The sequence below is a fragment of the Nonlabens ulvanivorans genome (assembly GCF_032922765.1).
GTDB lineage: Bacteria > Bacteroidota > Bacteroidia > Flavobacteriales > Flavobacteriaceae > Nonlabens > Nonlabens ulvanivorans.
This window is the reverse complement of record NZ_CP136694.1, coordinates 746,476-771,951: the sequence shown is the minus strand read 5'-3', so window position 1 is coordinate 771,951 and position 25,476 is coordinate 746,476. Positions and strand designations below refer to the sequence as shown.

26 protein-coding genes are annotated in these 25,476 nt (G+C 34.9%); 12 read left to right on the top strand and 14 right to left on the bottom strand.

Going from position 1 to position 25,476, the window contains the following annotated elements; genetic code table 11:
• The first annotated feature begins 6 nt into the window (after positions 1–6).
• Positions 7–1,134 carry an OmpA family protein gene (locus tag R1T42_RS03515; protein WP_317291324.1) on the top strand — a complete coding sequence of 376 codons (1,128 nt, stop codon included), beginning with the start codon at positions 7–9 and terminating at the stop codon, positions 1,132–1,134.
• 4 nt (positions 1,135–1,138) lie between these two features.
• On the top strand, positions 1,139–1,690 hold the full coding sequence (locus tag R1T42_RS03510) for a hypothetical protein (protein ID WP_317291323.1): 552 nt from the start codon (positions 1,139–1,141) through the stop codon (positions 1,688–1,690).
• A 68-nt stretch (positions 1,691–1,758) separates the two neighbouring features.
• Here the strand turns inward: R1T42_RS03510 and R1T42_RS03505 are convergent, their stop codons facing one another.
• The 11 genes from R1T42_RS03505 to R1T42_RS03455 form a co-directional block, all read right to left on the bottom strand.
• Positions 1,759–2,574 (bottom strand): prohibitin family protein, encoded by an 816-nt coding sequence (locus R1T42_RS03505; RefSeq protein ID WP_317291322.1) that lies wholly within the window; start codon positions 2,572–2,574, stop codon positions 1,759–1,761.
• 117 nt (positions 2,575–2,691) lie between these two features.
• Complete coding sequence (locus R1T42_RS03500; RefSeq protein ID WP_317291321.1) at positions 2,692–4,713, bottom strand: vWA domain-containing protein; 2,022 nt, start codon at positions 4,711–4,713, stop codon at positions 2,692–2,694.
• 16 nt (positions 4,714–4,729) lie between these two features.
• The gene (gene fabG / locus R1T42_RS03495; protein ID WP_036579010.1) at positions 4,730–5,476 is read right to left on the bottom strand and encodes a 3-oxoacyl-[acyl-carrier-protein] reductase; all 747 of its coding nucleotides are present in this window, start codon (positions 5,474–5,476) and stop codon (positions 4,730–4,732) included.
• Between the two features lie 69 nt (positions 5,477–5,545).
• On the bottom strand, positions 5,546–6,418 hold the full coding sequence (gene sucD / locus R1T42_RS03490) for a succinate--CoA ligase subunit alpha (protein ID WP_036579009.1): 873 nt from the start codon (positions 6,416–6,418) through the stop codon (positions 5,546–5,548).
• Between the two features lie 31 nt (positions 6,419–6,449).
• Positions 6,450–6,824: a nuclear transport factor 2 family protein gene (locus tag R1T42_RS03485; protein WP_042249003.1), complete on the bottom strand. Its 375-nt coding sequence runs from the start codon at positions 6,822–6,824 to the stop codon at positions 6,450–6,452.
• Positions 6,825–7,751: a UDP-3-O-(3-hydroxymyristoyl)glucosamine N-acyltransferase gene (locus R1T42_RS03480; protein WP_317291320.1), complete on the bottom strand. Its 927-nt coding sequence runs from the start codon at positions 7,749–7,751 to the stop codon at positions 6,825–6,827.
• A 3-nt stretch (positions 7,752–7,754) separates the two neighbouring features.
• A complete protein-coding gene (efp, locus tag R1T42_RS03475; RefSeq protein ID WP_006794937.1) occupies positions 7,755–8,318 on the bottom strand; it encodes an elongation factor P in 564 nt (187 codons plus the stop codon).
• Between the two features lie 6 nt (positions 8,319–8,324).
• On the bottom strand, positions 8,325–9,110 hold the full coding sequence (gene lpxA / locus R1T42_RS03470; RefSeq protein WP_036579003.1) for an acyl-ACP--UDP-N-acetylglucosamine O-acyltransferase: 786 nt from the start codon (positions 9,108–9,110) through the stop codon (positions 8,325–8,327).
• Positions 9,110–10,510 (bottom strand): bifunctional UDP-3-O-[3-hydroxymyristoyl] N-acetylglucosamine deacetylase/3-hydroxyacyl-ACP dehydratase, encoded by a 1,401-nt coding sequence (locus R1T42_RS03465; protein WP_036579001.1) that lies wholly within the window; start codon positions 10,508–10,510, stop codon positions 9,110–9,112. The genes lpxA and R1T42_RS03465 overlap by 1 nt, the downstream gene beginning before the upstream one ends.
• A complete protein-coding gene (lpxD, locus tag R1T42_RS03460; RefSeq protein ID WP_317291319.1) occupies positions 10,511–11,530 on the bottom strand; it encodes a UDP-3-O-(3-hydroxymyristoyl)glucosamine N-acyltransferase in 1,020 nt (339 codons plus the stop codon).
• Positions 11,531–11,553: 23 nt separating this feature from the next.
• Entirely contained in the window at positions 11,554–12,780 is a 1,227-nt protein-coding gene (locus tag R1T42_RS03455; RefSeq protein ID WP_317291318.1) for an HD domain-containing protein, read from the bottom strand.
• Positions 12,781–12,813: 33 nt separating this feature from the next.
• On the opposite strand from R1T42_RS03455, the gene porX reads away from it, so the two are divergent.
• The 6 genes from porX to R1T42_RS03425 all read left to right on the top strand — a co-directional run bounded on the left by porX (position 12,814) and on the right by R1T42_RS03425 (position 17,321).
• Positions 12,814–14,364, top strand: a complete 1,551-nt coding sequence (gene porX / locus R1T42_RS03450; RefSeq protein WP_317291317.1) for a T9SS response regulator signal transducer PorX — start codon at positions 12,814–12,816, stop codon at positions 14,362–14,364.
• On the top strand, positions 14,365–14,766 hold the full coding sequence (tsaE, locus tag R1T42_RS03445) for a tRNA (adenosine(37)-N6)-threonylcarbamoyltransferase complex ATPase subunit type 1 TsaE (RefSeq protein WP_317291316.1): 402 nt from the start codon (positions 14,365–14,367) through the stop codon (positions 14,764–14,766).
• Between the two features lie 171 nt (positions 14,767–14,937).
• A complete protein-coding gene (locus R1T42_RS03440; protein ID WP_317291315.1) occupies positions 14,938–15,102 on the top strand; it encodes a hypothetical protein in 165 nt (54 codons plus the stop codon).
• A 120-nt stretch (positions 15,103–15,222) separates the two neighbouring features.
• A complete protein-coding gene (locus tag R1T42_RS03435; protein WP_317291314.1) occupies positions 15,223–15,699 on the top strand; it encodes a hypothetical protein in 477 nt (158 codons plus the stop codon).
• Between the two features lie 32 nt (positions 15,700–15,731).
• Entirely contained in the window at positions 15,732–16,931 is a 1,200-nt protein-coding gene (locus tag R1T42_RS03430) for an alanine dehydrogenase (protein WP_036578996.1), read from the top strand.
• A 9-nt stretch (positions 16,932–16,940) separates the two neighbouring features.
• Positions 16,941–17,321 (top strand): hypothetical protein, encoded by a 381-nt coding sequence (locus R1T42_RS03425; protein ID WP_036578995.1) that lies wholly within the window; start codon positions 16,941–16,943, stop codon positions 17,319–17,321.
• Here R1T42_RS03425 and R1T42_RS03420 read toward each other — a convergent pair.
• Positions 17,318–18,484 (bottom strand): proline dehydrogenase family protein, encoded by a 1,167-nt coding sequence (locus R1T42_RS03420; protein WP_317291313.1) that lies wholly within the window; start codon positions 18,482–18,484, stop codon positions 17,318–17,320. The genes R1T42_RS03425 and R1T42_RS03420 overlap by 4 nt on opposite strands.
• Positions 18,485–18,570: 86 nt before the next feature.
• Between R1T42_RS03420 and aroB the strand changes: the two genes are divergently transcribed.
• Positions 18,571–19,638: a 3-dehydroquinate synthase gene (aroB, locus tag R1T42_RS03415; protein ID WP_317291312.1), complete on the top strand. Its 1,068-nt coding sequence runs from the start codon at positions 18,571–18,573 to the stop codon at positions 19,636–19,638.
• Between the two features lie 71 nt (positions 19,639–19,709).
• On the top strand, positions 19,710–20,027 hold the full coding sequence (locus R1T42_RS03410; protein ID WP_317291311.1) for a hypothetical protein: 318 nt from the start codon (positions 19,710–19,712) through the stop codon (positions 20,025–20,027).
• A gap of 60 nt (positions 20,028–20,087) precedes the next feature.
• On the opposite strand, the gene R1T42_RS03405 is transcribed toward R1T42_RS03410, so the two are convergent.
• The gene (locus tag R1T42_RS03405; RefSeq protein ID WP_317291310.1) at positions 20,088–20,864 is read right to left on the bottom strand and encodes a T9SS type A sorting domain-containing protein; all 777 of its coding nucleotides are present in this window, start codon (positions 20,862–20,864) and stop codon (positions 20,088–20,090) included.
• Between the two features lie 131 nt (positions 20,865–20,995).
• Positions 20,996–22,189, bottom strand: coding sequence for an ADP-forming succinate--CoA ligase subunit beta (sucC, locus tag R1T42_RS03400; RefSeq protein ID WP_317291309.1), 1,194 nt, complete (start codon positions 22,187–22,189; stop codon positions 20,996–20,998).
• A 402-nt stretch (positions 22,190–22,591) separates the two neighbouring features.
• Here sucC and lysA point away from each other — a divergent pair, with 402 nt between their 5' ends.
• A complete protein-coding gene (lysA, locus tag R1T42_RS03395) occupies positions 22,592–23,815 on the top strand; it encodes a diaminopimelate decarboxylase (protein ID WP_317291308.1) in 1,224 nt (407 codons plus the stop codon).
• Positions 23,816–24,604: 789 nt separating this feature from the next.
• Complete coding sequence (locus R1T42_RS03390) at positions 24,605–25,303, top strand: YARHG domain-containing protein (RefSeq protein WP_317291307.1); 699 nt, start codon at positions 24,605–24,607, stop codon at positions 25,301–25,303.
• Positions 25,304–25,476: the final 173 nt, after the last annotated feature.

Here is a 25,476-nt window from a genome sequence, read left to right as displayed (position 1 = left end):
AATTTAGTGAAGAACTTTTTTACAGGCACATTAGCCTTTATAGTCTACGCAGGCTTATGCTTAGCTGTTTTCGGCTATTTTTTTATAGGTCGACTATCTGTTGATGATACGAACTTAGTAGACAATAATATTATTGAAGAAGAACCGATTATCGATGAATTAATCGCAATTGAAATCGATTCCACTCCTTCAACCAATACTACCCTAGATCAACAATTAGATTCAATAGCTGCTGCAAAAGCCTTGACTAATTCTATTTTGACCAGTGAAGATTCTCTTATCCCAATCGATAACAATATTATAGATACAGATACGGTACAGCATGATTTGAATGATGAATCAAACATGGCTTTAAACAATAAAGAAACAACAGTTTATGAAGCCAATACTTTTATAATCACCGATCAACATGGAAATCAATTAACTAATTGTACCACCTTTACCACTATTTATAAAAACAACCCTAAAGTCAAAATACCATATCCTTGTAGAGCATATGGTAATGAATTGAAGGAAATTATCAATACTAATCCTAAAGCTCAAATTATAATCAATGGTTATGCCTCATCTACAGAAGATGCAGATATGGGAATGAGAAGAGCACAATATGTAAAGAGACTATTAACTAACATAGGTGTGAACGACAATCAAATTACACTTAAAAGTGCCATAAAAGATATTCCATTTAAATCAGGAATTGCACAAGGTGGAATAGATATTCAAGTATTAAACATAAATGAGAATTCTTCAATCAGTAATTCTACAAAATCTACTATAGTAACGGCAGCAAAACGATCTGTTACCGCAGGATCAGGACCATATGCTTATCAGAGATTTACTAAAGGATATCAAGGTGATTTCTTTTATGGTAATAGAGCTTTTACAGCTTATATAAAAGATATAGAGAACTATCTAAGTGAAAACCCTAGTAAAAAAGTTTATGTATATGCATATACGGATACTGTAGGTAATGCAACAGACAACTTTAACATAGGAAAGGATAATGTTAACACAGCAAGACGTCTAATGATACAAAATGGAATTGTGTCTAATCGTATTGTTTCTATATCAAAAGGAGAAGAATCTTCTGGTGCCACTGGCAATAATCGCAGTATAGTAGTTATCGTAAAATAGAGATATGGAGTCATTTTTAAATTCCCAATGGGGTATATACTTAGTTCTCTTTTTGATGTTACTAGGTGCTTTTTTAATTGGATATCTTTTTGGTAATCAAAAGGATGAAAAACAAGTTGTTAATGACAAAGTTAAACAGGTTGTTGCACAAGTGCGAGAAGTAGAACGCAAGTTAGACCGTGTAGAAAAACGTGTCGAAATATCAGATTTAAGTGAACCTGGTCAAGTGCGTGCTATGAAGACTAGAGATCGAACTGGTAAATTGTCTGATGATGCTAAAACTGAGATTGTTGAAAGTGTTCTAGACCTAGAATTCATAGGTAAAGGCAATCCTTCACGTCCCGATGATTTCCAAAAGATTGTTGGAATCGGTCCTTTCGTAGAAGAAAAACTTAAAAGTATAGGGATAAACAGTTATGAACAACTCTCAAAACTACGCGATCAGGATACCGAAGCAATAACCATGCTTATTGAGTTTTTTCCAGGACGTATACATAGAGATGATTGGAAAGGTCAAGCTGCTGCACTATTAAAACTTAAAAATAAAGAGAAATAATTCTCAAACTTTAAAAGTCATAAAATATCGTAGGATTTGCGCTTTTTTAATTTTACTTGCTTATTTACTTATTGATTTCCCAGTATAATAGGTAAACCACCGCTTTCGCTACCACCTATTACGATAACTTTTGAATTAGGAGATTGAGAAAGCATCAATGTTGCCTCTATACCTTTTTCAGTTAAAATCTTATCTGTAAGTGAGGCACTTAAAATACGGTTTGCAACCGCTTTACCTTCGGCATCAATTTTTTGACGTTCTGCTTCCTTAGTTGCCTTAGTTAAACGGAATTCATATTCTAATGATTCTTGCTCTTGCTTTAACTTACGCTCGATAGCTTCTTTAATTTTAATAGGCAAAGTAACATCCTTTACTAGGACTCTATTTACAATGATGTATTGGGTAGCAAGTTCTTTTTGCACTTCTTCAAGAATTTCTTGTTGGATGACATCTCTTTTACTAGAATATAATTGCTCAGGAGTATAACGACCTACTACACTACGTGCTGCAGCACTTATCGCTGGTGCAAGAATCTGAGATTTATAATCAATACCTTTTTCTTGATGTAAGAAAGGTAACTTGTCATATTCTGGCATGTACCATACCGTTGCATCAACCTTAACTTCTAATCCATTAACTGAAAGCACTTGCATTTGATCAGAAACTGATTGTTGTCTAGTTGGGTATATAATCATATCATTCCACGGAGCGATGATGTGAAAACCTTCTCCATATGTATTTTCAAGATCTACACCATTTCCTAAAGTCTTAAATAAAACACCTGCTTGTCCTGCTCCTATTACCACAGAACTTTTAAGAATAACAATGATTAATAAAACAACTGCTATGATGGCAACTAATCCTGCCTTGGGTAATTTTTCCATTATAATCTAAATTTAGTTTTGAGGTGTTAAAATACAACACAACAAATGAATTGATGGCAATGTCTAGTTAAAAAGCTGTAGAACTAAAATCTAAAATTGTAGGTGTTTAATACCTTTTTATATAAGACCACTGTATTTTCTTAAGAACCATTCTAGACCTAATAACAAAAGAATGAAACCTAGTAAATACTGCCAATCTACTAAACTAGCATAGCTCGTACTAGAACGTTCCACAGGTTTTAAAAGAGGATTTTTTAATAATTGAGTAATAACTTCATCTATCTGACCTTGATAATAAACTCCATCAATGCCCACTAATTGTTTCATTCCTTGATCATGTGCACTGATAAATTGTTTTTCTACGTCAAATTCTAAAATACTTAACGCACCGCTTTGACTCAATTGATCATTTTCTACCTTAACGGTGAATTTATAATCACCAGCTTCTAATCCACTTAAATCCACTGTATAGCTATTCCCATCTAAAATAAAAGGTCTTACCGTACGATTGTTAGATTTTTTATGAATTAATGTTATATTGAGTATACCATTATCTTCAAACTCATAATTCTTATCTAAGTATTGAGCATTAATAATGATTTTTTGGTTTTGATAATAAAAAGTCTTGTAATCAAATTCTAATCGATTACGCCTTTTATTTGAAGCAAGGTATTGTATCTGACTACCTACTAACTCATCCCAATTTTTAAAATCTTTTTCGTCCAGATAGCTTTGTGCTCGCCATCTCCAGAATCCTTCAGCAAGAAACACTGCGTGTCTTGTCTCATTTTCTTCATAAGTAAACCACAACGGCTGTTGTGTCTCTACATCACCTATAGATTTGTAAATTAAAACATCAGGCGCTGTATTCATCTTTACTGCTCCAAAGGGAACTTGTACCGGCGGATAATCGTCATAACTGTAGTCTTCTAAATTAAATGTTGTGTACGATGTATTTAAAATAGGTTGTACCTCATCGACTTCTTCATCCACTTCAATACTATAAGCGGTCATCTGACTATTTAAAAATTCATAATCCGTACTAGGTCCTGTAATAGTCCATGTATTCTTATTAAGCTGTTTGGCTTGGTTATACGCTTTCGCGAAAGCGTTATCAGGACTGTAGAAAATAACCATGTTATAATCATTGAGGTCTGGATTATCGTCTGTATTTTGAATACTAACGTCACGCTGCTGGTTTGAAGCTATCGCTTTTTTGAGGGCTGCAATATCTGGATGTATGACATTACTTAAAATCAATACTTTAGTCTGTTGATCAATTACTTCTACAGCAAAATTGCGATTATTATTGCTTATGTTTTTTTCTAAAGTTAGTGGTGTGAGCGATGCCCTTAAAGATTGGGTACCTACTTTTTTACTCGTTAGATTAAGGTTAACAATCTGAGAAGGGTTGTCTTTAGAGAAACGTATTTGTTCTTGATGCAAAGTCGTATTTCCACTCGTTATTTTAAACTGAGTAGTGATGGCCTCTGATCCACTATAAGTTGTAAAAATTTCTACAGGAAATTCATTATTTAAATAAGAGTACCGATTAACATTGAGCTGAGTGATCTTAAGATCAGGATAATTTATAGTATCCCCATAAATCACAGGGAAAACAGCAGATTTTGCATCAATAGAAGCATAGCTATAACTATTACCACTAGTTTGATTACCGTCGGTAAGGACTATAATGGCTTTATTACGATCCTTGAATAATTTTTGTGGCTGTTCAATAGCGTTAAAGATATTAGTTTCAACACCAGCGAATTTTAAACTATCTAATGGTTTGATAACATCAGAAAATAAAAATTCTTGAACTTCAAAATTTTCCTTTATAGATGGATGATTGATTAAAGAATTGTAATCTGCTTTTAATTCTTCATCAGCTTTTAATTGGACTATAGAACTAGAATTATCAAGTTCTAATAATAATAATGGTTTAATAGTTTGATAAGTTGTTTTATCAAACTTAAGGTCTAAAAAAAGTATTAAAATAGTAAAAACCGTGAGAAACCTTAATAAGGCAAACCACGGTTTTCTTTTACTATTTTTTTTATTAGAAAATATATAACCATACTGGAATAAGGCTACAAGGGCTGCAACAATAGCCGCAAGAATAATCCAAAATATAGTCATATAATCAATCTATTTACTAGGTAAGCATACCACCATCCACGTTAAGAGTCTGACCAGTCACATAAGTTGAAAGATCACTACCTAAAAATACACATGCATTTGCAACATCTACTGGAGAGCCACCACGTTTTAATGGAATAGCATCTCTCCATCCTTGAACGACATCTTCATTTAATTTACCAGTCATTTCTGTCTCAATAAATCCTGGAGCAATAGAGTTACATCTAATATTTCTAGATCCTAGTTCTAACGCTACAGATTTTGAGAAACCTATGATTCCTGCTTTACTAGCGGCATAGTTAGTCTGTCCAGCATTACCTTTCACACCTACGACACTACTCATGTTTATAATACTACCTGAGCGTTTTTTCAACATCGTACGTTGAACAGCTTTAGTCATATTAAACACAGACTTTAGATTCACTTCTATTACCTGATCAAAGTCTTCTTCACTAATACGCATTAAAAGATTATCCTTTGTAATACCTGCATTATTGATTAATATATCAACAGTCCCAAAATCTTCAACAACCTGTACAACTAGGTCTTGTGATTCTTGAAAACTAGCAGCATTACTTTTATAAGCTTTGGCTTTAACGCCTAGTGCGATGAGTTCTTTTTCTAATTCTAAGGCAGGTGCTTCAGAGCTGCTGTATGTAAATGCAACATTTGCTCCGTGCTGTGCATAGACTTGTGCAATTCCTTTACCTATACCTCTACTAGCTCCTGTAATAAGAGCCGTTTTACCTTCAAGTAATTTCATAGTTGGTTCAATTAAAAAAGTCTAGACTTCTCTTCATAAAAGAAAAGTCTAGACCATATGATTTAAAAATTAGCCTATTACTTCAGCTACTTTTTTACCTATTTCTGCTGGAGAATCTACAACGTGAATTCCACATTCTCTCATGATCGCTTTTTTAGCTTGTGCAGTATCTTCAGATCCACCTACAATAGCACCTGCGTGCCCCATAGTACGACCAGCTGGAGCAGTTTCTCCTGCTATAAAGCCTATGACCGGTTTCTTATTACCAGTTGCCTTAATCCATTGTGCTGCATCAGCCTCTAATTGTCCACCTATCTCTCCTATCATAACGATAGCTTCAGTTTCTGGATCGTTCATAAATAATTCTACAGCTTCTTTTGTTGTAGTTCCTATGATAGGATCTCCACCTATTCCGATAGCTGTTGATATTCCATAACCTTGTTTTACAACTTGGTCAGATGCTTCATAAGTAAGTGTTCCTGATTTTGAAACAATACCTACTTTTCCTTTTTTGAATACAAAACCTGGCATGATACCTACTTTTGCTTCTCCTGGAGTGATAACACCTGGACAGTTAGGACCTACTAATCGACAGTTTTTATCTTTAATATAGTCTGCAGCCTTTACCATATCAGCTACTGGAATCCCTTCAGTAATTGTGATAATTACTTCAATTCCTGCGTCTGCAGCTTCCATAATTGCATCTGCAGCAAATGCTGGTGGCACAAAAATGATAGTTACGTTTGCTCCAACTTTCTCAACCGCTTCAGAAACAGTGTTGAAAACAGGCTTATCTAAGTGAGTCTGTCCACCTTTACCTGGTGTTACTCCACCTACTACGTTTGTACCATATTCAATCATCTGGCCAGCGTGGAATGTTCCTTCACTACCAGTGAAACCTTGTACTATAATATTAGAATCTTTGTTTACTAAAACGCTCATTTATATATATTTAAGTTGAGTTTTATTTTTTTTACTTTTCGCTTGGGTGACTCGTTTGATGAATCTCTATGATTTTATTTTCTGAGACTTTAAAGATAGAAATAAAATACCCTATAGGAATTTCTTCTCGAGGATTTTCTACGGTTTTTACAAACACAGTAAATCGTGCTGCTACTTCATCTTTTTCACTGATCATGTGCGTGATTTCTGTTCTCATACTTTCATATGACGACGCTGTTGACTCAGTCAGTCTATAATATTCATTATAATCGTATTCTCTATAACCAGAACTAGCATGCCAGTGTGTTCTAAAATCTGGATGTATGAAATCTTTAAATAGATCAGGATTGATAAACATATCTGATTCTAAGAATGATCTTATAATTTTTTTAGCTGCTGCTGACATTTATTTATTTTTGATAAAGTTAGGTAACATTCTTATAGCTGCCAGCTCTCTAAACTTTTCTTTAGCATTTGAAGCTGGTGAACCGAATAATACATCACCTGGTTTAACATCTTTTGAGACACCACTTTGTGCCATTATTTCACATCCTTTTCCTAATCGTATATCACTGCGTATCCCTACTTGACCCCAAATCTTCACCTCATCTTCAATGATTACACAACCTGAAATACCAGTTTGACTAGCGATAAGAACATGTTGACCAATTACTGTGTCATGTCCTATATGGACTTGATTATCTAATTTACTACCGCTACCTATTGTTGTATCACCACTCACACCACGATCAATCGTACATAAACTACCAATCTCTACATCGTTATCAATGACAACGCGTCCATTACTTAGTAATTTATCATAACCTTCTGGTCTACGTTTGTAGTAGAAAGCGTCTGCCCCTAACACAGTTCCAGAATGAATAGTGACATTATCACCAACGATACATCGATCATTAATTGAAACATTACTGTGTATGACACAATTTGTTCCGATGACAACATCATTACCTAAAAAGACATTCGGTTGTATTATGGATCCTTCACCTACTATAGGCGCTTTGGTATTCGCTTCCGCGAAAGCGTGAAAAGGAGCAAATTGTTGTGTTAGTTTATTAAAGTCTCTGAAAGGATCATCTGATATTAAAAGAGCTTTACCAGAAGGTGCTTCTACTTTTTTATTAATTAAAACAATAGTCGCATCACTTTGCAAGGCCTTATCATAATATTTGGGATGGTCCACAAACACAATATCTCCTGGTGTCACTACATGAATCTCATTCATACCAGTAACCGGAAATTGATCATCACCTACATACTCACAATCTATGAGTGCCGCGATATCCTTTAAACGATGTGTTTGTGAGAACTTCATGTATTACTTCATGCGCTCGTGATAAGCGCCTTTATCTGTATCAATACGTATTTTATCTCCTTCATTGATGAAAAGAGGTACATTAACCTCTGCACCTGTTTCTACTGTTGCTGGCTTAGTAGCGTTTGTAGCCGTGTTCCCTTTAAGACCAGGTTCTGTTGCTGTAACTTCTAAAACTACATATTGTGGCATATCTACAGAAAGTGGAGAATCATCTTCAGTATTAATTTGAATTTTTACTACTTCACCTTCTTTTAATAGACCTGGAGCATCTAATACTGATTCTTGTAATTGAATTTGCTCATAAGTATCGGTATTCATGAAATGATAACCTTCAGGATCTTGATATAAAAATTGAAATGATTGAGTTTCTACTCTAATATCTTCAATTTTATGTCCTGCAGAAAAAGTATTATCAATCACTTTACCATTAGTAACACTTTTTAATTTTGTTCTTACAAATGCTGGACCTTTACCTGGTTTAACGTGTAAAAATTCAACTATTTTATAAATATCGTGATTGTATCTGATACACAATCCTTTTCTAATGTCGCTTGTACTTGCCATATCTTATTAATTACTAGCTACGTATCCTCTCATGATACCTCGCTTTGAGTTTTTTATAAATTCTATTATTTCATCTCTTTCATTAGTCGCACTCATTTCTGCTTCTATTATTTGAACAGCTTGAGATACGTTATAATTTTTTTGATAAAGAATGCGGTAAATATCTTGAATTTCTCTGATTTTCTCTAATTCAAAACCTCTTCTTCTTAAACCTACAGAATTGATACCTACATAACTTAATGGTTCACGTCCTGCTTTTACAAATGGTGGCACATCTTTTCTTACCAATGATCCACCAGTTACAAACGCATGACTACCTATCTGACAGAATTGTTGAACAGCAGCCATACCAGCTAGTACAACGTGATCTCCTACGGTTATGTGTCCTGCAAGAGTACTGTTATTTGAAAAAATACAGTTGTCTCCAACTACACAATCGTGTGCGATATGACAGTAAGCCATAATCCAGCAATTCTTACCGATTACGGTTTTCATTCGATCAGACGTTCCTCGATTGATAGTTACACATTCTCTAATCGTTGTGTTATCACCTATTACTGTGGTTGTGTCTTCATCCTCAAACTTTTTATCTTGTGGAATGGCGCTTATTACCGCTCCTGGAAAAATACTTACGTTCTTACCGATACGAGCACCTTCCATGATAGTAACATTTGATCCTATCCATGTCCCTTCACCTATAATGACGTCATTGTGAATTGTTGTAAAGGGTTCTATAACTACATTCTTGGCTATTTTTGCTCCTGGATGTACGTATGCTAATGGTTGATTCATTATTTTACTTTTGAGATTTGTGCCATTAACTCAGCCTCGGCACATAGTACACCGTTTGCATAAGCATAAGCTTGCATGTGACATATACCTCTTCTAATAGGAGTTATTAAATCACATTTAAATATAAGCGTGTCTCCTGGAGAAACTTTACGCTTGAACTTTACATTATCCATCTTCATGAAGAATGTTAAATAATTTTCTGGATCTGGTACCGTACTTAATACTAGTATACCACCAGTTTGCGCCATTGCTTCTACGATAAGAACACCAGGCATCACAGGAGCACCTGGAAAGTGACCATTGAAGAACTGCTCATTCATCGTCACATTTTTTAACCCTATGACATGACTATCTGATAGTTCAAAAATCTTATCAATTAAAAGAAATGGTGGCCTGTGCGGTAGAACTTCCATAATTTTCACCACATCCATTAAAGGCTCTTTATTAAAATCTACTTTAGGCACATTATTACGAGCTTCTAACTTGATAAGTTTAGATAGTTTTTTTGCAAATTGAGTATTTACATAGTGCCCAGGCTTATTTGCAATAACTTTACCTCTGATTCTAGTGCCGACTAAGGCTAGATCACCTATTACATCTAATAATTTGTGACGTGCAGCTTCATTAGGATAGTGTAATGTTAGATTATCTAGAATCCCATTAGGCTTTACAGAGACATTATCTTTATTAAAAGCCTTCTTAAGGTTTTCCATCGTTTTAGTAGACAACTCTTTATCTACATAAACTATAGCGTTATTTAAATCTCCACCTTTTATTAACCCATGTTCTAATAACATTTCAATTTCATGTAAGAAACTAAAAGTTCTAGAATCTGATATTTCCGATTTAAAGTCAGATAATTTTTCTAAGGTAGCATTTTGAGTTCCTAAAACCTTAGTTCCAAAATCTACCATCGTTGTTACTTGGTAAGAGTCTGAAGGCATAAGAATAATTTCACTACCAGTCTCTTCATCACGATAAGATATAACGTCTTTAACGACATATTCTTTACGATTTGCATCTAAATCATCAATACCTGCTTTCTCTAAAGCCTCGATAAAGAATTTTGATGACCCATCCATGATAGGTGGTTCACTATTATCTATTTCAATAAGACAATTATCTATTTCTAAACCTACTAGGGCTGCTAGGACATGCTCACAAGTATTAATGTGAACACCATTTTTATCTAACGTGGTACCGCGTTTGGTATCTGTTACATAGTTAGCATCTGCTTCAATTACTGGTTGACCTTCTAAATCAACACGCTGAAATTTATAGCCATGATTTGCTGGTGCCGGTTTAAAGACTAAAGTAACATTATTTCCTGTGTGCAATCCTACACCTGTTAAGGAAATATCTTTAGATATAGTCGTTTGTTTAAAATCTGTAGTTGTCATCTATAAATTCTTTTTCTCAAGATCAGCAATCCTGCTGTCTAGCTTTTTTAAATTTTTGAAATATACATAAGATCGGCTCCAATCACCATAATCAAATGCTGGAGAACCTTGTATCACCATATCATTTTTAATGTTTTTACCTACACCACTTTGTGCTTGTATTCCAACATTATCACCTATAGTTATATGTCCTGCGATACCTACTTGACCACCTATACGACAGTTTCTGCCTACTTTTGATGAACCAGCAACACCTGTTTGAGCAGCAATAACGGTGTTTTCACCTATTTCTACATTATGCCCGATTTGTATCTGATTATCAAGTTTAGCTCCTTTTTTAATAATGGTAGCACCCAAGGTTGCTCTATCTATAGTGGTTAACGCTCCTATGTCTACATTGTCTTCTATAATAACGATACCTGTTTGAGGGATTTTATTATACGTCCCATCCGGATTAGGTGAAAAACCAAACCCATCTGCTCCTACAACAGCTCCTGCATGAATAGTTACATTATTACCTATTATCGTGTCCGACATAATTTTTGCGCCAGCATGTATGACACAGTTATCTCCTATGGTAACATTATCTGAAATATGAACTTGTGAAAATATTTTCACGTTATCACCTAGTTTGACATTTTGAGAAACATATGCAAATGCGGCTAGATAAAAACCGTCGCCTTTAATCACTGATTCATGTATAAAACTAGGTTGTTCTATGCCACTTTTATTAAGCTTGATCATTTGATAGTATTCAAGCAATTTAGTAAAGGCGCTATAAGAGTCTTCTACTTGAATTAACGTTGTAGATACACTTTGATCTGGAACAAAATCAGCGTTTACGATGACTGCGCTTGCCTTTGTGGTATATATAAATGGAGTATACTTAGTATTTGATAAAAAGCTGATACTACCAGCCTCACCTTCTTCTATTTTAGAGAGCTTAGAAACTTGTGTTTCAGAGTCACCTACAATAGTTCCTTCTAGTATATCTGCAATTTGTTGTACGGTAAATTTCATTATCGCAAAAATAGTAATTTTAGTTAATCCTGAATCTTAGGATAGCAATAGTAATATTTAGTCACTTGTTTAGTGAGTGCTTTAAAGCTTGCTTCCTCGCCAGCCTTTATGAGCTCTACTAATTTCCCATTTTTGAAAAGGATTTTTATAGGTTTTGCTTTCGCGTAAGCGAGATTATGAACAGCACCTGAGAATACAAAATATCTTGCCTCGTGGTCAGAAAGGTCATATACGGTCTTTAAAGTTTTGATTTTCTTATCAAGTTTTGAAGCGGTAACAGGCTGTTTTGTAAACTTGATTTTAAGCAATTGTCGGTTAAGAATCATTTGACATAATTCTTTAAGCACAAAATCGTTGTGTTGAGAACCAAATTTCAAGGTGCTTATCAAGTCGGTATCATCTAATCTTGAGAATCTACTTAAAGTATCGAGATCAAAATCACTTAAAGAGATCTCATTTTTAAGAAAAAAGAATAAATCTGCTGGGATTTCCATTGTTTCACCAGATTTAATCAACTCTTTAATACGTACAAAAACGGATTGTAATAAATGCTCTGCTCCTATTCCTGTTTTATGAAGGTAGACCTGCCAGTACATCAATCTACGACTGCTTAAAAAATGCTCGACAGAATATATCCCTTTTTGTTCAACAACTAATTCATCTTCTTTTACATTAAGCATCGCAATTAAACGCTGACTATTAATATTACCTTCTGCGACACCGGTGTAAAAACTATCTCTCTTTAAATAGTCTAATCGATCCATGTCAAGCTGGCTAGATATAAGCTGCATCATAAAGGGACGATGATATTCTCCCTTAAATATTTTAATGGCTAGCGTTAAACTACCGTTAAACTCTTTATTAAGAGCCTCCATAAAAAGGATAGAAATATCTTCGTGACTAACATTATTTACAAAGCTGTGTTCCATAGCATGTGAGAATGGACCATGTCCAATATCATGTAATAATATTGCCTTATAAAGAGCATCTTCTTCTTCTATAGATATTTCAACATCTTTAGAACGAAGCACTTGGACAGCTTTTTGCATTAAGTGCAAGCAACCTAATGCATGATGAAATCGAGTGTGATGTGCACCTGGATAAACCAGGTAGCTCAATCCCATTTGAGTGATGCGACGCAACCTTTGAAAAAAAGGATGTTCTATTATTGTAAATAAGTCCTCATTAGGAATGGTAATAAAACCATAAATGGGATCGTTTAATATTTTAAGTTTGTTCTGTTGATTCAAAAGGAACAGCGATTTAATTACAAAGATACTGATATGACAGACATAAAAATCCTTTGGGTAGATGATGAAGTGGATTTATTAAAGCCACACATTATATTTTTAGAAAATAAAGGGTACAGTATCGATACTCGAGTAAGTGGTACTGAAGCATTAGAAGCCATTGAAGAAGTCAATTATGATATCGTATTACTAGATGAAAATATGCCTGGCCTTACGGGTCTAGAAACATTACATGAAATTAAAGAAAAACAGGCTCAACTACCTGTAATCATGATTACTAAGAGTGAAGAAGAGTATATTATGGAAGAAGCGATAGGTTCTAAAATCGCTGATTACTTAATTAAACCTGTGAACCCTAATCAGATTTTACTTTCTTTAAAAAAGAATCTAGATCACTCGAGATTAGTATCTAATAAAACTACTTCTGACTATCAAAGAGAATTTAGAAAAATCTCTATGGACTTATCGATGATTAATTCATATGAAGAATGGGTTCAATTATATCAAAAGTTGATTTATTGGGAATTAGAGCTAGAAGATATAGATGATAGCGGAATGCTTGAAATTTTAACGACTCAAAAAAATGAAGCCAATAATCAGTTTTGCAAATTTATAGATCGCAACTATCCTGAGTGGTTTGACGACGATGACGAGGCACCTATTATGTCTCATAATTTGTTTAAAAAAAGGATTGCACCACATTTAAAGAAAGACAAACCTGTTCTATTAGTGGTTGTAGACAATTTGCGTTATGACCAATTTAAAGTGTTTGAAAACATTATAAATGGTCATTATAAAAAAGAAACCGAAGAAACGTACTGCTCTATTCTGCCAACAGCAACACAGTATGCTAGAAATGCATTGTTCTCTGGTCTGATGCCAGAAGATATGGCTAAAAGGCATCCTGACTTATGGTTAAATGACACAGATGAAGGAGGAAAAAATATGCATGAAGATGCTTTTCTTACTGTACAACTTAAAAGATTGGGCTTAGGATTAACACATCAATATCATAAAATAACAAGTGAACAACAAGGAAAAAAACTTGCAGAAAATTTTAAATCTCAAAAGGATAATGATTTAACCGTTGTCGTTTACAATTTTGTGGATATGCTTTCTCATTCCAAAACTGAAATGAAGGTCATCAAAGATCTGGCGAGTAATGATAAATCCTATCGTTCATTAACGTTGAGCTGGTTTAAAAATTCTCCTTTATTAGAGATTATTCAACGAGCACAAGATTTAGGTTTCAAATTAATATTAACCACTGATCACGGAACCATTAACGTGACCAACCCTAGTAAAGTTGTAGGCGATAGAGATACTAGCCTTAATTTAAGATACAAAACAGGTCGTAGTTTAAGTTATGAAGATAAAGATGTTTTAGCGGCCAAAGACCCAAGCACTATAAAACTACCTAAAATCAATATGAGCAGTAGCTTCATATTTGCAAAAGGAGATTTATTTTTTGCTTATCCTAATAACTACAACCATTATGTAAGCTATTACAGAAACACCTATCAACATGGAGGTGTTTCCCTAGAAGAAATGCTCATACCATTTGCTGTTTTTAATCCTAGATAGATGAATATTACATATCATATAGACGATATTGAACAAGTAGCGTGTCAAATATTAGCACATACCACGGAGAAGGTGATTTTATTCAATGCACCTATGGGTGCTGGCAAAACAACGCTTATAAATGCGATGTGTAAACAATTGGGAATAAATGAAGTAACCTCTTCTCCTACTTTTTCTATAGTTAACGAGTATAAATCCGATAAAGTAACCATTTATCACTTTGATCTTTATAGAATACAAGATAAAGAAGAGCTTTTAAACATCGGAATAGAAGAATATCTTGATTCTGAAGCTTATTTATTTGTAGAATGGCCAGAACTGTTAACACCTTATTTAGAGAGCTTTACAACAATAACGATTGAGAATTTAAGTGTTAATCAAAGAAAAGTAGTACTTCCATAATTGCTAAATAAATGTAATTTTAACAGTTGTTAAATACATTCTTAATCATTTTAACATAACTGACGTTTTGTCCGATTATCGAATTCCTTAATCTTTTTCTTTATTTTTTTATTGGTTTACAGGAATAAACACTATAAATTAGTATCACTTATTTACTTAAACCAAATTATTATGAACAACAAGTCCCTCAAAGCGATGGCTTTGTTAGCGATATTCAGTGTATCGATAGCAGGAGCTGCAGTACAATTTGCGCCACAAGCGCCAACATCGAAGAAAGTTGAAAAGAAAACTCTTGCTAAGAAATTAGCAGTAGCTAAGGCAAATGGATTATTGTAAATAATTCTTTTGCATATCTTTTAAAAATCTTCATGCAAGTGAAGATTTTTTTTTGTTATCTTTAAAAAATCTTCGTGTACACGGAGATTTTTTTTATTAGGGATTAGTTTAAAATAAAATATGCCAAACAATAGTTCGAGTACCTTAATATATGGTACTGTAGTTGCCGTCATACTTGCAGTTATTCCATATTTATTTTACAGCTATGAAGCCGTCCCGGAAAGCCTATGGGAAATCAGTTTCTTAAAATCCGTCAACGAAAGCTTAGGTGGTGATGCTTATATCACAACATGGTTGATCACCCTTAAACTTGTTCCCGCTTTATTGTTTTTTATCTGGTTTTTAACCTGTAAACATTGGTGGTATCATGTCATTATCATTCCTTTCTCGATGTACTTCTTTCAACTCGTGTCTGTTTTTCTTCCCGATGTCGAATATATAGATCATAATGAAATCTATTTTATTATTCCAGTAGTTATCGGGTCGCTTTCTGCTAGTTATCTAGCTCGAATTAAAGTATTTGATAAAATTCACGGAATAGACATCTCTGAAATTGAAGATGGTATTAAAAAACCTAGTGATCGATTCTTCAGTTAAATTGACTAATTTTAGGGATTATACTAGTTCTTATGAGTCAACAATTATCTCCATTTACTAAAGATCAACTCTTACCACAAGAGGAACGCCTAGAGATACAACGCTCTAAGCAAGAATTACTTTTAGGGATTCCTAAAGAAACACAACATCAAGAAAAACGTATTGTTTTAACTCCAGATGCTGTGGCTGCACTTACAGCACATGGCCATCGTATCTTAATGGAGAAAGGAGCTGGAAACGGATCTAACTTTACAGACTCACAATATAATGAGGCTGGAGCAGAACTTACTTCCGACCGCAGTAAAGTATTCTCTTGTCCTACTATATTAAAAGTTGCTCCACCATCATTAGAAGAGATAGAGCTTATTAAACCACAAAGCGTTTTAATATCTGCACTACAGATAAAAACAAGGAACAAAATTTATTTTGAAAAATTAGCTGCAAAAAAAGTAACCGCACTTGCTTTTGAATTCATTCAAGATGACAGTGGTAATTATCCTGCAGTCAGCGCATTAAGCGAAATTTCAGGAATTGCTTCCATTCTTATTGCAAGTGAATTATTAAGCAGTGGCGCAAATCGTACCGGACAATTGTTTGGTAACATCACTGGCGTTCCACCTGTCGATGTTGTCATTATGGGTGCTGGAGTTGTAGGTGAATTTGCGGCTCGTACGGCCTTAGGATTAGGTGCAAATGTGAAAGTCTTTGACAACTCTATTACAAAATTGCGCAACCTTCAAGATAAGGTAAGTCAGCAGTTATATACCTCTACCCTACAACCCAAATATCTACTTAAAGCATTAAGAAGATGTGATGTTGTGGTAGGTGCTTTATCTGGAAGCAATAGAGCTCCTGTAGTAGTGACTAAAACGATGGTAGAAAATATGAAGCAAGGATCTGTAATTATGGACATAAGTATCGATATGGGTGGTTGTTTTGAAACGAGTGAAGTCACTACGCATGACAAACCTACTTTTGAAAAATATGGAGTTACTCACTATTGTGTTCCTAACATACCGTCGCGTTACTCAAAAACCGCATCTATTTCTTTAAGTAACATTTTTACGCCTTATCTATTAAACATTGCTGAAGATGGCGGAATTGAACATGCTATAAGAATGGATAAAGGTCTTAAGTGTGGTATCTATATGTATCATGGTATCATCACAAACAAATCTGTTGGATCATGGTATAACTTACCTTATAGCGACGTAAATTTGCTCATCTTTTAAAGAGCAGCAATGAAATTTATTCAACGATTGAGTTTTTACCTAGGTGGTGTTTCCATAGGTTTAATATTTTTAGTTTTCTTTCTTACTGGTAAAAGAACACAATGTACCTGGTTTCCAGAATCTAGAGTACTTGCAGACATCGGTAAGAAATCCATTAGACTTTCTCCAGAATTAAGAGAAAATCTAGCTCAAAATGATATCGATACCTTAAGTATTCAACTGATTTTAAAGTATGGAGATGTCAATTTTTCAAAATCAGATCGAGACGCAACACCATGTAAGTTTTATCACATTTCTGGTCGTGAAGAATTAGCTAATACTACTTTATGGGTAAAGAATTGTGAACGCTATGCAACGGTAGAAAAAATCATTTATAACGATAACGATTAAAGACCACGCCTTTTCATTTCCTGCCTGATCAATATCAATTCACGTCCAGTTTGTCCAGCGACAGAGGTGTTTTCTTGAGCTCTACGTATTAAATAAGGCATCACATCTCTTATAGGACCAAAGGGCAAAATCTTAAACGTATTATAATTCATTTGCGCTAGGTTAAAAGTAAGATTATCACTCATACCATATAGCTGCCCAAACCATACATCTTTATTATTTGCAGCAATACCTTTCTTTGTAAGAATTTCCATTGCGTGTAATGTACTAGACTCATTATGCGTTCCTATACATAACTTAATGACGTCTAGATGATCTAGAATAAAATACATGGCACTATTAAACATCTCATCCGTCGCCATTTTATTAGCACAGATAGGTGACTCATAATTCATCTCTTCAGCACGAGCGCGCTCTTTTTCCATATATGCACCGCGCACAATCTTTACTCCTACTATAAAGTTATTTTCTATAGCGTCATTATAAAGCTCTTTAATGTAATCCAGTCTGTCATGTCTATAACATTGCAATGTGTTATAAATAATGGCTTTTTCTTTATTGAATTGTAACATCATGTCACGTATCAATTCATCTGCCGCATCCTGCATCCAGCTTTCTTCACCATCAAAGAGTAAAGCGATATCATTATCATATGCCGTTTGCGATAGTAGCAATACTCTATCTTTAATACGTTGCCATTCTGCTTGTTCTGCAGCAGTCAGTTCTTTTTTCTCGGTAACTTTTTGCCAGATATAAAATCTACCAATACCAGTAGGTTTAACTACTTCAAATGATAAGGCATCAGAATGTGCAGCATGTTTAATAAGTTTCAATTTCTTATCCACCACAACATTAAAATCTGCCTCATCTTCTTTTCCTTCTACAGAGTAATCTAGGATACTACTCACACCTTTTAAATACATACTATCCACTACAGACTTGCACTCTTCTTCTGTGGTACCACCGCAAAAATGTTCAAAAACGGTGTGTTTAATCAACCCTTTAACTGGCAGTCTCCACTGCAACGATTTCATCATCACAGCAGACCCAAAATTGATCAATGATGGGTAACCCATCATCTTAAATAGAAAATGAGCTTTGCGCAGCTCGCGATTACTCTTTAATGAAAAAGCAATCTCTGTGTTGTTAAAAGGATTTCCCATATTCATGTCGCAAATATAGTAGCAAAGGAGTTAAATAATAGCTACATAGATTGTACTTTTAACGCTTCCGCGAAAGCTTACAAAACATGAACCCTATTACTATTAAAGACTTTACCATTTACTTTGAAAACCAAGGCTTTGAGGCAATCAACCAATGGATCAGAGAAAACCAACCATCTACTATTTTTATTCTTGTAGACGATAAGACGATGGAAAACTGCTATCCTTACTTAATGCCAAAGATTGAAACAACGGCAATTATAGAAGTGATAGAAATCGATCATGGCGAGGAATTCAAAAATATCGATACCTGTGCTGGTGTATGGAGTGCACTAGTTGAACTGGGATGCGACCGCAACAGCTTAATGATTAATCTAGGTGGTGGCGTGATTACTGATCTAGGTGGTTTTGTAGCTTCTACTATTAAAAGAGGTATCCCGTTTATACACATTCCTACTAGTTTATTAGGTATGGTAGATGCTGCTATAGGTGGTAAAAATGGTGTAGACCTAGGCCATCTTAAAAATCAAATAGGTGTGATCAATCCACCTATCATGACCATTATAGATCCTGCATTTTTAAAAACATTACCACAGCAACATTTAGTTAATGGTAGTATTGAAATGTTTAAACATGGTTTAATTAGTGATCGTGTGTACTGGAAAGACATGCTTAAGGTTACTGACTATTTAAATGAAACCTTTAATTCCCTAATCTATCAAAGTGCGATTATTAAAAGTGATATTGTTACCATGGACCCATTTGAGAAAGGAGCACGCAAGGCTCTTAACTATGGACATACCGCAGGTCACGCTATAGAATCTTTTTTAATGGATCATGAGGAACGAGAAGCGGTTCTACACGGTGAGGCTATTGCTGCTGGGATAGTGGTTGAATCTTTCTTAAGTGTTCAATATGCTAGTTTATCTATGGATGCTTACCAAGAGATTAAAGACTGGTACACTTCTTTAAATTTCACATTTTCGTTTACTGATGATGAAGTGATGGAGATGATTGATCTTATGAAATACGATAAAAAGAATACTAATGGCGAGATTAAATTTGTCTTACTAGAAAGCATAGGCTCTTTTGTGACCAATCAAGTCGTTGCTAATGAAGACATTATAACAGCTTTTCAAGAGCTAAAAAAATAATCTACAGTTTACACAAACCCATTCGGTGATTTCAGTTTTTTATATACTTTAGTTTATCTCTTAATGTTATTATGAAAAATGTAATTGTAGATTATAAGAAACTTACACCAGATGTGTTATCTCTTCTAGTAGAAAGATATCCAGATGGTTATGGCGATGATGATATCATATCATTTAAAAACCATAAGAATGAATTAATTGAAGCTGTAGAGGTAAAAACAGAAGATACTAAGTATCTGGTTAAAATATCTAAACGCCTGTCGATGCAAATGGAAGCCTTTGATGAAGACGACTATGACGAGAAGGAAATGAATGATCCAGATGCTTTACCAGATATGGATCTAGAACAACCTAAAGATGAAGTGTCTGAAAACGCTACTGAAGATTAACGATAATGTCAAATAAAAAAAGCCTCTTTAAAAGAGGCTTTTTTTTGTAATGCTAGATTATTATTTCATGAACTTAATCGTTTCTACTTGATGGCCTAAGGTAACTCGTGCGATATATAATCCACTCGCTAGATTTGCAACATCCACTACATAATCCATCGCATCTGCCATTGTACTGGTTAACAGCTGTCCGTTAAGATTCATAATTTCTATCGTTGCTCCTTCTAACTCGCGATGTGATAAAACTAAGTTTTGTTGACTGTTTTGAAAATACCGCACACTTTCTAGTGTTTCATCTTCATTAGATAATAAAGAAACCGGTCTGATACGTAAGTTATCAAAATAAGTGTCTGTAGTCGCAAAAAATGTCAAACCAAATATCAAACACGATGGTAAGTTAGTCGCATTTGCTGGTGTGGCTACTAGTATCGTTCCTACATCGCTAGGCGGAATGTTAGTCTGTGCAGATATGGCATTATTATTACTATCACCTACAATAAAGGTATGTGATGAACCACTATTATTAAAATAGTCCACACTTACAAAATCAAAATTCTCTGCTGATCCAGCTTTAATTAACGATATAGTCCAGTTTTGTTCTGGTCTAGAGCCACCGGTACCTCTTAAAGACAGATCACCTGTTCCATCATCAAATAACGCTGCTGTACTATTAGAGCCATGTACCGCTGTTAAACGATAACCTATCCCATTGACAGTTACATCTTGTGTCACCGTATTCCCATTAATGGTCGCGTTATCAAAATCAAACTCGATATATTGAGCTTGTGCGGTTATAGTAAACAAGGTTACAATTAAAAAAGAGTATAAGTGTTTCATAATGAGATGGTTTATACTCAAATTTAATGAACTGATTTGATATAGAAACTTTCAACACATAAAAAAACCACGTTGATAAACTTCAACGTGGTTTTATATATTTAATCGAGAATTTATTCTCTAGATCAGTATTAAGCGATTACCGCTTGTACTTTATCTGCAGCTTCTTGAAATTCTGTAGCACTTTGAACATCCATTCCAGAGTTATCGATAAGATCCTTTGCAATCTCTGCATTAGTTCCTTGTAGTCTTACAATCAATGGTACATTCATCGCATCACCCATACTTTTCTTAGCATCTATAATACCTTGTGCTACACGATCACAACGTACGATACCACCAAAGATGTTTACAAGAATTGCTTTCACGCCTTTATCTTTAAGGATAATTTTAAAAGCTTCTTCAACACGTTTTGCATCTGCAGTACCACCTACATCTAGGAAGTTAGCAGGTTCTCCACCAGCTTGCTTGATAAGGTCCATCGTTGCCATAGCAAGTCCTGCACCGTTTACCATACAACCTACATTACCATCTAGATCTACATAGTTTAATCCTACCGCTTTTGCTTCTACCTCAGTAGCGTTTTCCTCACGAGTATCTCTCATTGCTTCAAGATCTTTGTGACGGAATAATGCGTTTTCATCTAGTGTGATTTTACAATCTACTGCGATGATACGGTTATCACTAGCTTTTAATACTGGATTGATTTCAAATAAAGCAGAATCAGATCCTACATATGCATTGTATAAAGCAGCAACAAACTTTGTCATTTCTTTAAATGCCTTACCGCTTAAACCTAAGTTAAACGCGATACGTCTTGCTTGAAATCCTTGAAGACCATGTGATGCGTCTATCGTCTCTGTAAAGATTAAATGCGGAGTCTCCTCGGCAACAGTCTCGATATCCATTCCACCTTCTGTAGAATACATGATCATGTTTTTTCCTTGTGCACGGTCTAGAAGTACAGACATGTAGAATTCTTCTACCTCTACTTCACCTGGCTCATATACATCCTCGGCCACTAGAACTTGGTGAACACGTTTTCCCTCAGCACTAGTCTGTGGTGTTACTAGGTCCATACCTATGATCTGTCCAGCTATTTCTTCAACTTGTTCAAGATTTTTGGCAAGTTTTACTCCACCACCTTTACCACGTCCACCGGCGTGTACTTGGGCTTTTATAACATGCCATCCAGTACCAGTTTCTTCAGTTAATTCTTTTGCAGCCGCTACAGCTTCTGCAGCAGTAGTTGCTATTTTACCTCGCTGTATAGTTACACCATAACTAGCTAATATTTCTTTTCCTTGATATTCGTGAAGATTCATAAATGTTCTTTAAGGTTCAATTTTAAGTACAGCAAAAATAAGAAAGTGAACCTTGAATTTGAAATAAAAATATATTTTTTAAGAACAGGTTATGAGTAAGCCAAAAATTAAGACTTGAAGTGATGAATTTATAGTTCCCACTTCTATAGAATCAGAATTGAACTTATGAACATCATTCTATAACAACCGTTGTGTTTATAAGCCACAGCCAGATAACTATCGCTGCATTACAGGCATGCCTTTTCTATAATATAGAAAGGTTATTGCTATCACTATTTCTATCCATGAATGCTGCCCATAAACCGATTGAGCCATCATTATAGCAGCTCATAAGAAAGATTTATCATTTATTTAATAATTATTAGTCCTAACCTAGTAATTTTGTAGGCTTAATTTTTAAGCATGCAATCACAAGATTTATTGAACATTGCACAGGAACACGGTAGTCCTGTCTATGTGTACGACGCGCATCGTATCGTGTCGCAGTATGAACGTTTGACCTCGGCTTTCGCGCAAGCGAAATCACTGAGAATACATTATGCCGTTAAAGCATTATCAAACTTATCCATCTTGAAGCTGTTTAAACAGTTAGGCGCTGGACTCGATACCGTGAGTCTACAAGAAGTACAGTTGGGTCTTGCTGCTGGTGTAGAGCCGCACAAGATCATTTACACGCCTAATGGTGTGTCGCTAGAAGAGATTGAACAAGTCGCTGCCATGGGCGTGCAAATCAATATTGATAATTTATCGATCCTTGAACAATTTGGCTCTAAGCATCCTACCATACCGGTATGTGTGCGTATTAATCCACACGTTATGGCTGGTGGTAATGCAAACATATCTGTAGGACACATCGATTCAAAATTTGGGATCTCTATTCACCAGATACCGCATTTACTGCGCATTGTAGAAAATACTAACATGACCGTTAACGGTGTGCACATGCATACTGGTAGTGACATTCTAGACATAGGCGTGTTCTTATATGCGACAGAAATCCTGTTTGAGACCGCAGCAAAGTTTAAGGACCTGGAGTTTATCGATTTTGGTAGTGGATTTAAAGTACCTTATAAAGAAGGAGACGTTTCTACAGACATCGAGGATCTAGGTGAGCAGTTAAGCGAGCGTTTCAATAAATTTTGTAAAGATTATGGACGTGATATTACACTAGCCTTTGAACCTGGAAAGTTTCTAGTAAGCGAGGCAGGATATTTTCTTGCCCAAGTGAATGTCGTAAAACAAACCACGTCTACCGTTTTTGCAGGTATCGATAGTGGATTTAATCACCTGATACGTCCTATGTTATATGGATCGTACCACGGCATTAAAAATATCTCTAATGAGACTGGTCGCAATCGTTTTTACAGCGTGGTAGGTTATATCTGTGAGACCGATACCTTTGCACAAAACCGCCAGATCAGCGAGATCACAGAAGGCGACATACTCGCATTTGCAAACGCTGGTGCCTACTGCTACTCTATGACCAGTAACTATAACAGTAGATACCGTCCGGCAGAGGTGCTGTGGTACAACGGCGAAGCGCATTTAATAAGAGAACGCGAGACCATGGAAGACATTTTAAAACATCAGGTACCTGTAGAACTAGCACTAGAAGAACTGGTTTAAAATCGGGAATATTGCCATTGCAGTTATATCATAGAGAAGTCCAACCGCAAGGTTGGGCTTTTTTTTATGCGATAAAAATGAGCTATAGAAAATAAATCTACGCACACACTGCAGCATCTCACTACATTATATTTTTTAATACCGCTTGCGCGAAAGTGTAAAAAGCATCATCCTATTGCACTAATCAACTTATGACTTTATACCAAAACGAACCGTGAAATTTTAGAGTGTTGAAAAAGCCGATATTAAACGTTTAAAACGAAAAGGTTTGCATTTACTACCTTTTTTGAGTTATGATCGACACTGCTAAAAGGTTTGCTTTAAGTCACATAGAGTACCATAATGTTGTAAGATTTTGCTTAGGTTTGTATTTACTAACGTTCTAGTCCATTGCCTGCGGCCGTAGGTTTTCGCTTTTGTAATTTATAATTACTCACTTGGGATTAGAAACTATTGAACTGCAATAACGCTGCAAAAGATCAACCAGCTTTAGTAATTATAAATCACAAGTCTCCCAACCTACTCAATGGACTAGAATGGCAAAGCTGTAAAACCTCTTGAGCAATAGTCAGCTTGTACTTACACAATACTCGCCAGCCGCTAGGAAACAAACAAGAACGTTGTATAATGGCGATTGAGACGTTTTAAAGGCTTATAGCGAGGCTGTGATTATTCATAAAATCTGTAACTTCACAAACAATAACCAACAAACAAATGGTCTACGCGTACCGGCTAAAACGCCTCACTCGCCTTATACCTTTGCCATTGTAAGCCATTTGAGAAAAACATATGAGAATATTAATAATGTTATTATTTACTTCAAATTTCACTTTTGCTCAATATTGGGGCGGACAAGAAATTAATGAATCTGATTTAACAAATTGGATTCCAAAATTTGAAATTGAATATGCTGGAACATATCATTTTGGGGAAAGTGAAAGTGAATCTGATTTTCATTTATTTTTCTCAGGAGACTGTATCATTGGACAAGTTCAAAATGGATATTGGGAAGAAAATACTGGAATTTGGAAAAGTAATTACATAACATTAATGAACATATTGATAGATAAAAAAGGAAAGTTCACGAGTGACCAACATTCTGGACAATTCATAAGATATAAAACGGAATCTGGTGATTTAGTAAAAGGACTTAGAATTGACAATCCTTGGACGAGTTGGATTGAGAATAGTGAATTTGAAATTGGAACAAGAACGCAACTCAAATTTGAGAACATCTATTATGGAAAATTTATTGAAGCATCTTCTAGAAAATTAAATCCAGAAGAGTTAAAACAAATGAGTTCGGAAGATTTAAAATTAATGCGAAATGAAATTTTTGCTCGGTATGGTTATACTTTTAAAAAAGGAGGAGAAATGGACAAGTATTTTAGAAAGCAAGAATGGTATAGAGCTCAACACGAAAAGGTTGAACAGTATTTGACAGAAATTGAACTGTATAATATCGAACTGATTAAAAAAATTGAATAAAAACGGCTTACAACACGGTATAAAAAACATAGGGCTTTTGTGCTAAACCGAAAGTTCTGTGCTTATTAACAAAGTCCGCTAAATATAAAATATGGCATTTATAGAAGAAAAAATAAAAGCAAAATATTTATATTTAGCTAAGTAATAAACCGAAACGATAGTGCTTATCACCT

What these genes read in the sequence shown, in the direction of transcription:
- R1T42_RS03410 (WP_317291311.1), top strand. Translation starts at nt 19,710, where the DNA reads ATGAAAAATGTAATTGTAGATTATAAGAAACTTACACCAGATGTGTTA.
- sucD (WP_036579009.1), bottom strand. Translation starts at nt 6,418, where the DNA reads ATGAGCGTTTTAGTAAACAAAGATTCTAATATTATAGTACAAGGTTTC.
- R1T42_RS03435 (WP_317291314.1), top strand. Translation starts at nt 15,223, where the DNA reads ATGCCAAACAATAGTTCGAGTACCTTAATATATGGTACTGTAGTTGCC.
- R1T42_RS03480 (WP_317291320.1), bottom strand. Translation starts at nt 7,751, where the DNA reads ATGAAGTTCTCACAAACACATCGTTTAAAGGATATCGCGGCACTCATA.
- R1T42_RS03390 (WP_317291307.1), top strand. Translation starts at nt 24,605, where the DNA reads ATGAGAATATTAATAATGTTATTATTTACTTCAAATTTCACTTTTGCT.
- lpxA (WP_036579003.1), bottom strand. Translation starts at nt 9,110, where the DNA reads ATGAATCAACCATTAGCATACGTACATCCAGGAGCAAAAATAGCCAAG.
- R1T42_RS03440 (WP_317291315.1), top strand. Translation starts at nt 14,938, where the DNA reads ATGAACAACAAGTCCCTCAAAGCGATGGCTTTGTTAGCGATATTCAGT.
- R1T42_RS03465 (WP_036579001.1), bottom strand. Translation starts at nt 10,510, where the DNA reads ATGACAACTACAGATTTTAAACAAACGACTATATCTAAAGATATTTCC.
- sucC (WP_317291309.1), bottom strand. Translation starts at nt 22,189, where the DNA reads ATGAATCTTCACGAATATCAAGGAAAAGAAATATTAGCTAGTTATGGT.
- R1T42_RS03420 (WP_317291313.1), bottom strand. Translation starts at nt 18,484, where the DNA reads ATGGGAAATCCTTTTAACAACACAGAGATTGCTTTTTCATTAAAGAGT.
- R1T42_RS03510 (WP_317291323.1), top strand. Translation starts at nt 1,139, where the DNA reads ATGGAGTCATTTTTAAATTCCCAATGGGGTATATACTTAGTTCTCTTT.
- R1T42_RS03500 (WP_317291321.1), bottom strand. Translation starts at nt 4,713, where the DNA reads ATGACTATATTTTGGATTATTCTTGCGGCTATTGTTGCAGCCCTTGTA.
- porX (WP_317291317.1), top strand. Translation starts at nt 12,814, where the DNA reads ATGACAGACATAAAAATCCTTTGGGTAGATGATGAAGTGGATTTATTA.
- R1T42_RS03505 (WP_317291322.1), bottom strand. Translation starts at nt 2,574, where the DNA reads ATGGAAAAATTACCCAAGGCAGGATTAGTTGCCATCATAGCAGTTGTT.
- lpxD (WP_317291319.1), bottom strand. Translation starts at nt 11,530, where the DNA reads ATGAAATTTACCGTACAACAAATTGCAGATATACTAGAAGGAACTATT.
- R1T42_RS03485 (WP_042249003.1), bottom strand. Translation starts at nt 6,824, where the DNA reads ATGTCAGCAGCAGCTAAAAAAATTATAAGATCATTCTTAGAATCAGAT.
- lysA (WP_317291308.1), top strand. Translation starts at nt 22,592, where the DNA reads ATGCAATCACAAGATTTATTGAACATTGCACAGGAACACGGTAGTCCT.
- tsaE (WP_317291316.1), top strand. Translation starts at nt 14,365, where the DNA reads ATGAATATTACATATCATATAGACGATATTGAACAAGTAGCGTGTCAA.
- R1T42_RS03425 (WP_036578995.1), top strand. Translation starts at nt 16,941, where the DNA reads ATGAAATTTATTCAACGATTGAGTTTTTACCTAGGTGGTGTTTCCATA.
- aroB (WP_317291312.1), top strand. Translation starts at nt 18,571, where the DNA reads ATGAACCCTATTACTATTAAAGACTTTACCATTTACTTTGAAAACCAA.
- R1T42_RS03430 (WP_036578996.1), top strand. Translation starts at nt 15,732, where the DNA reads ATGAGTCAACAATTATCTCCATTTACTAAAGATCAACTCTTACCACAA.
- R1T42_RS03405 (WP_317291310.1), bottom strand. Translation starts at nt 20,864, where the DNA reads ATGAAACACTTATACTCTTTTTTAATTGTAACCTTGTTTACTATAACC.
- efp (WP_006794937.1), bottom strand. Translation starts at nt 8,318, where the DNA reads ATGGCAAGTACAAGCGACATTAGAAAAGGATTGTGTATCAGATACAAT.
- fabG (WP_036579010.1), bottom strand. Translation starts at nt 5,476, where the DNA reads ATGAAATTACTTGAAGGTAAAACGGCTCTTATTACAGGAGCTAGTAGA.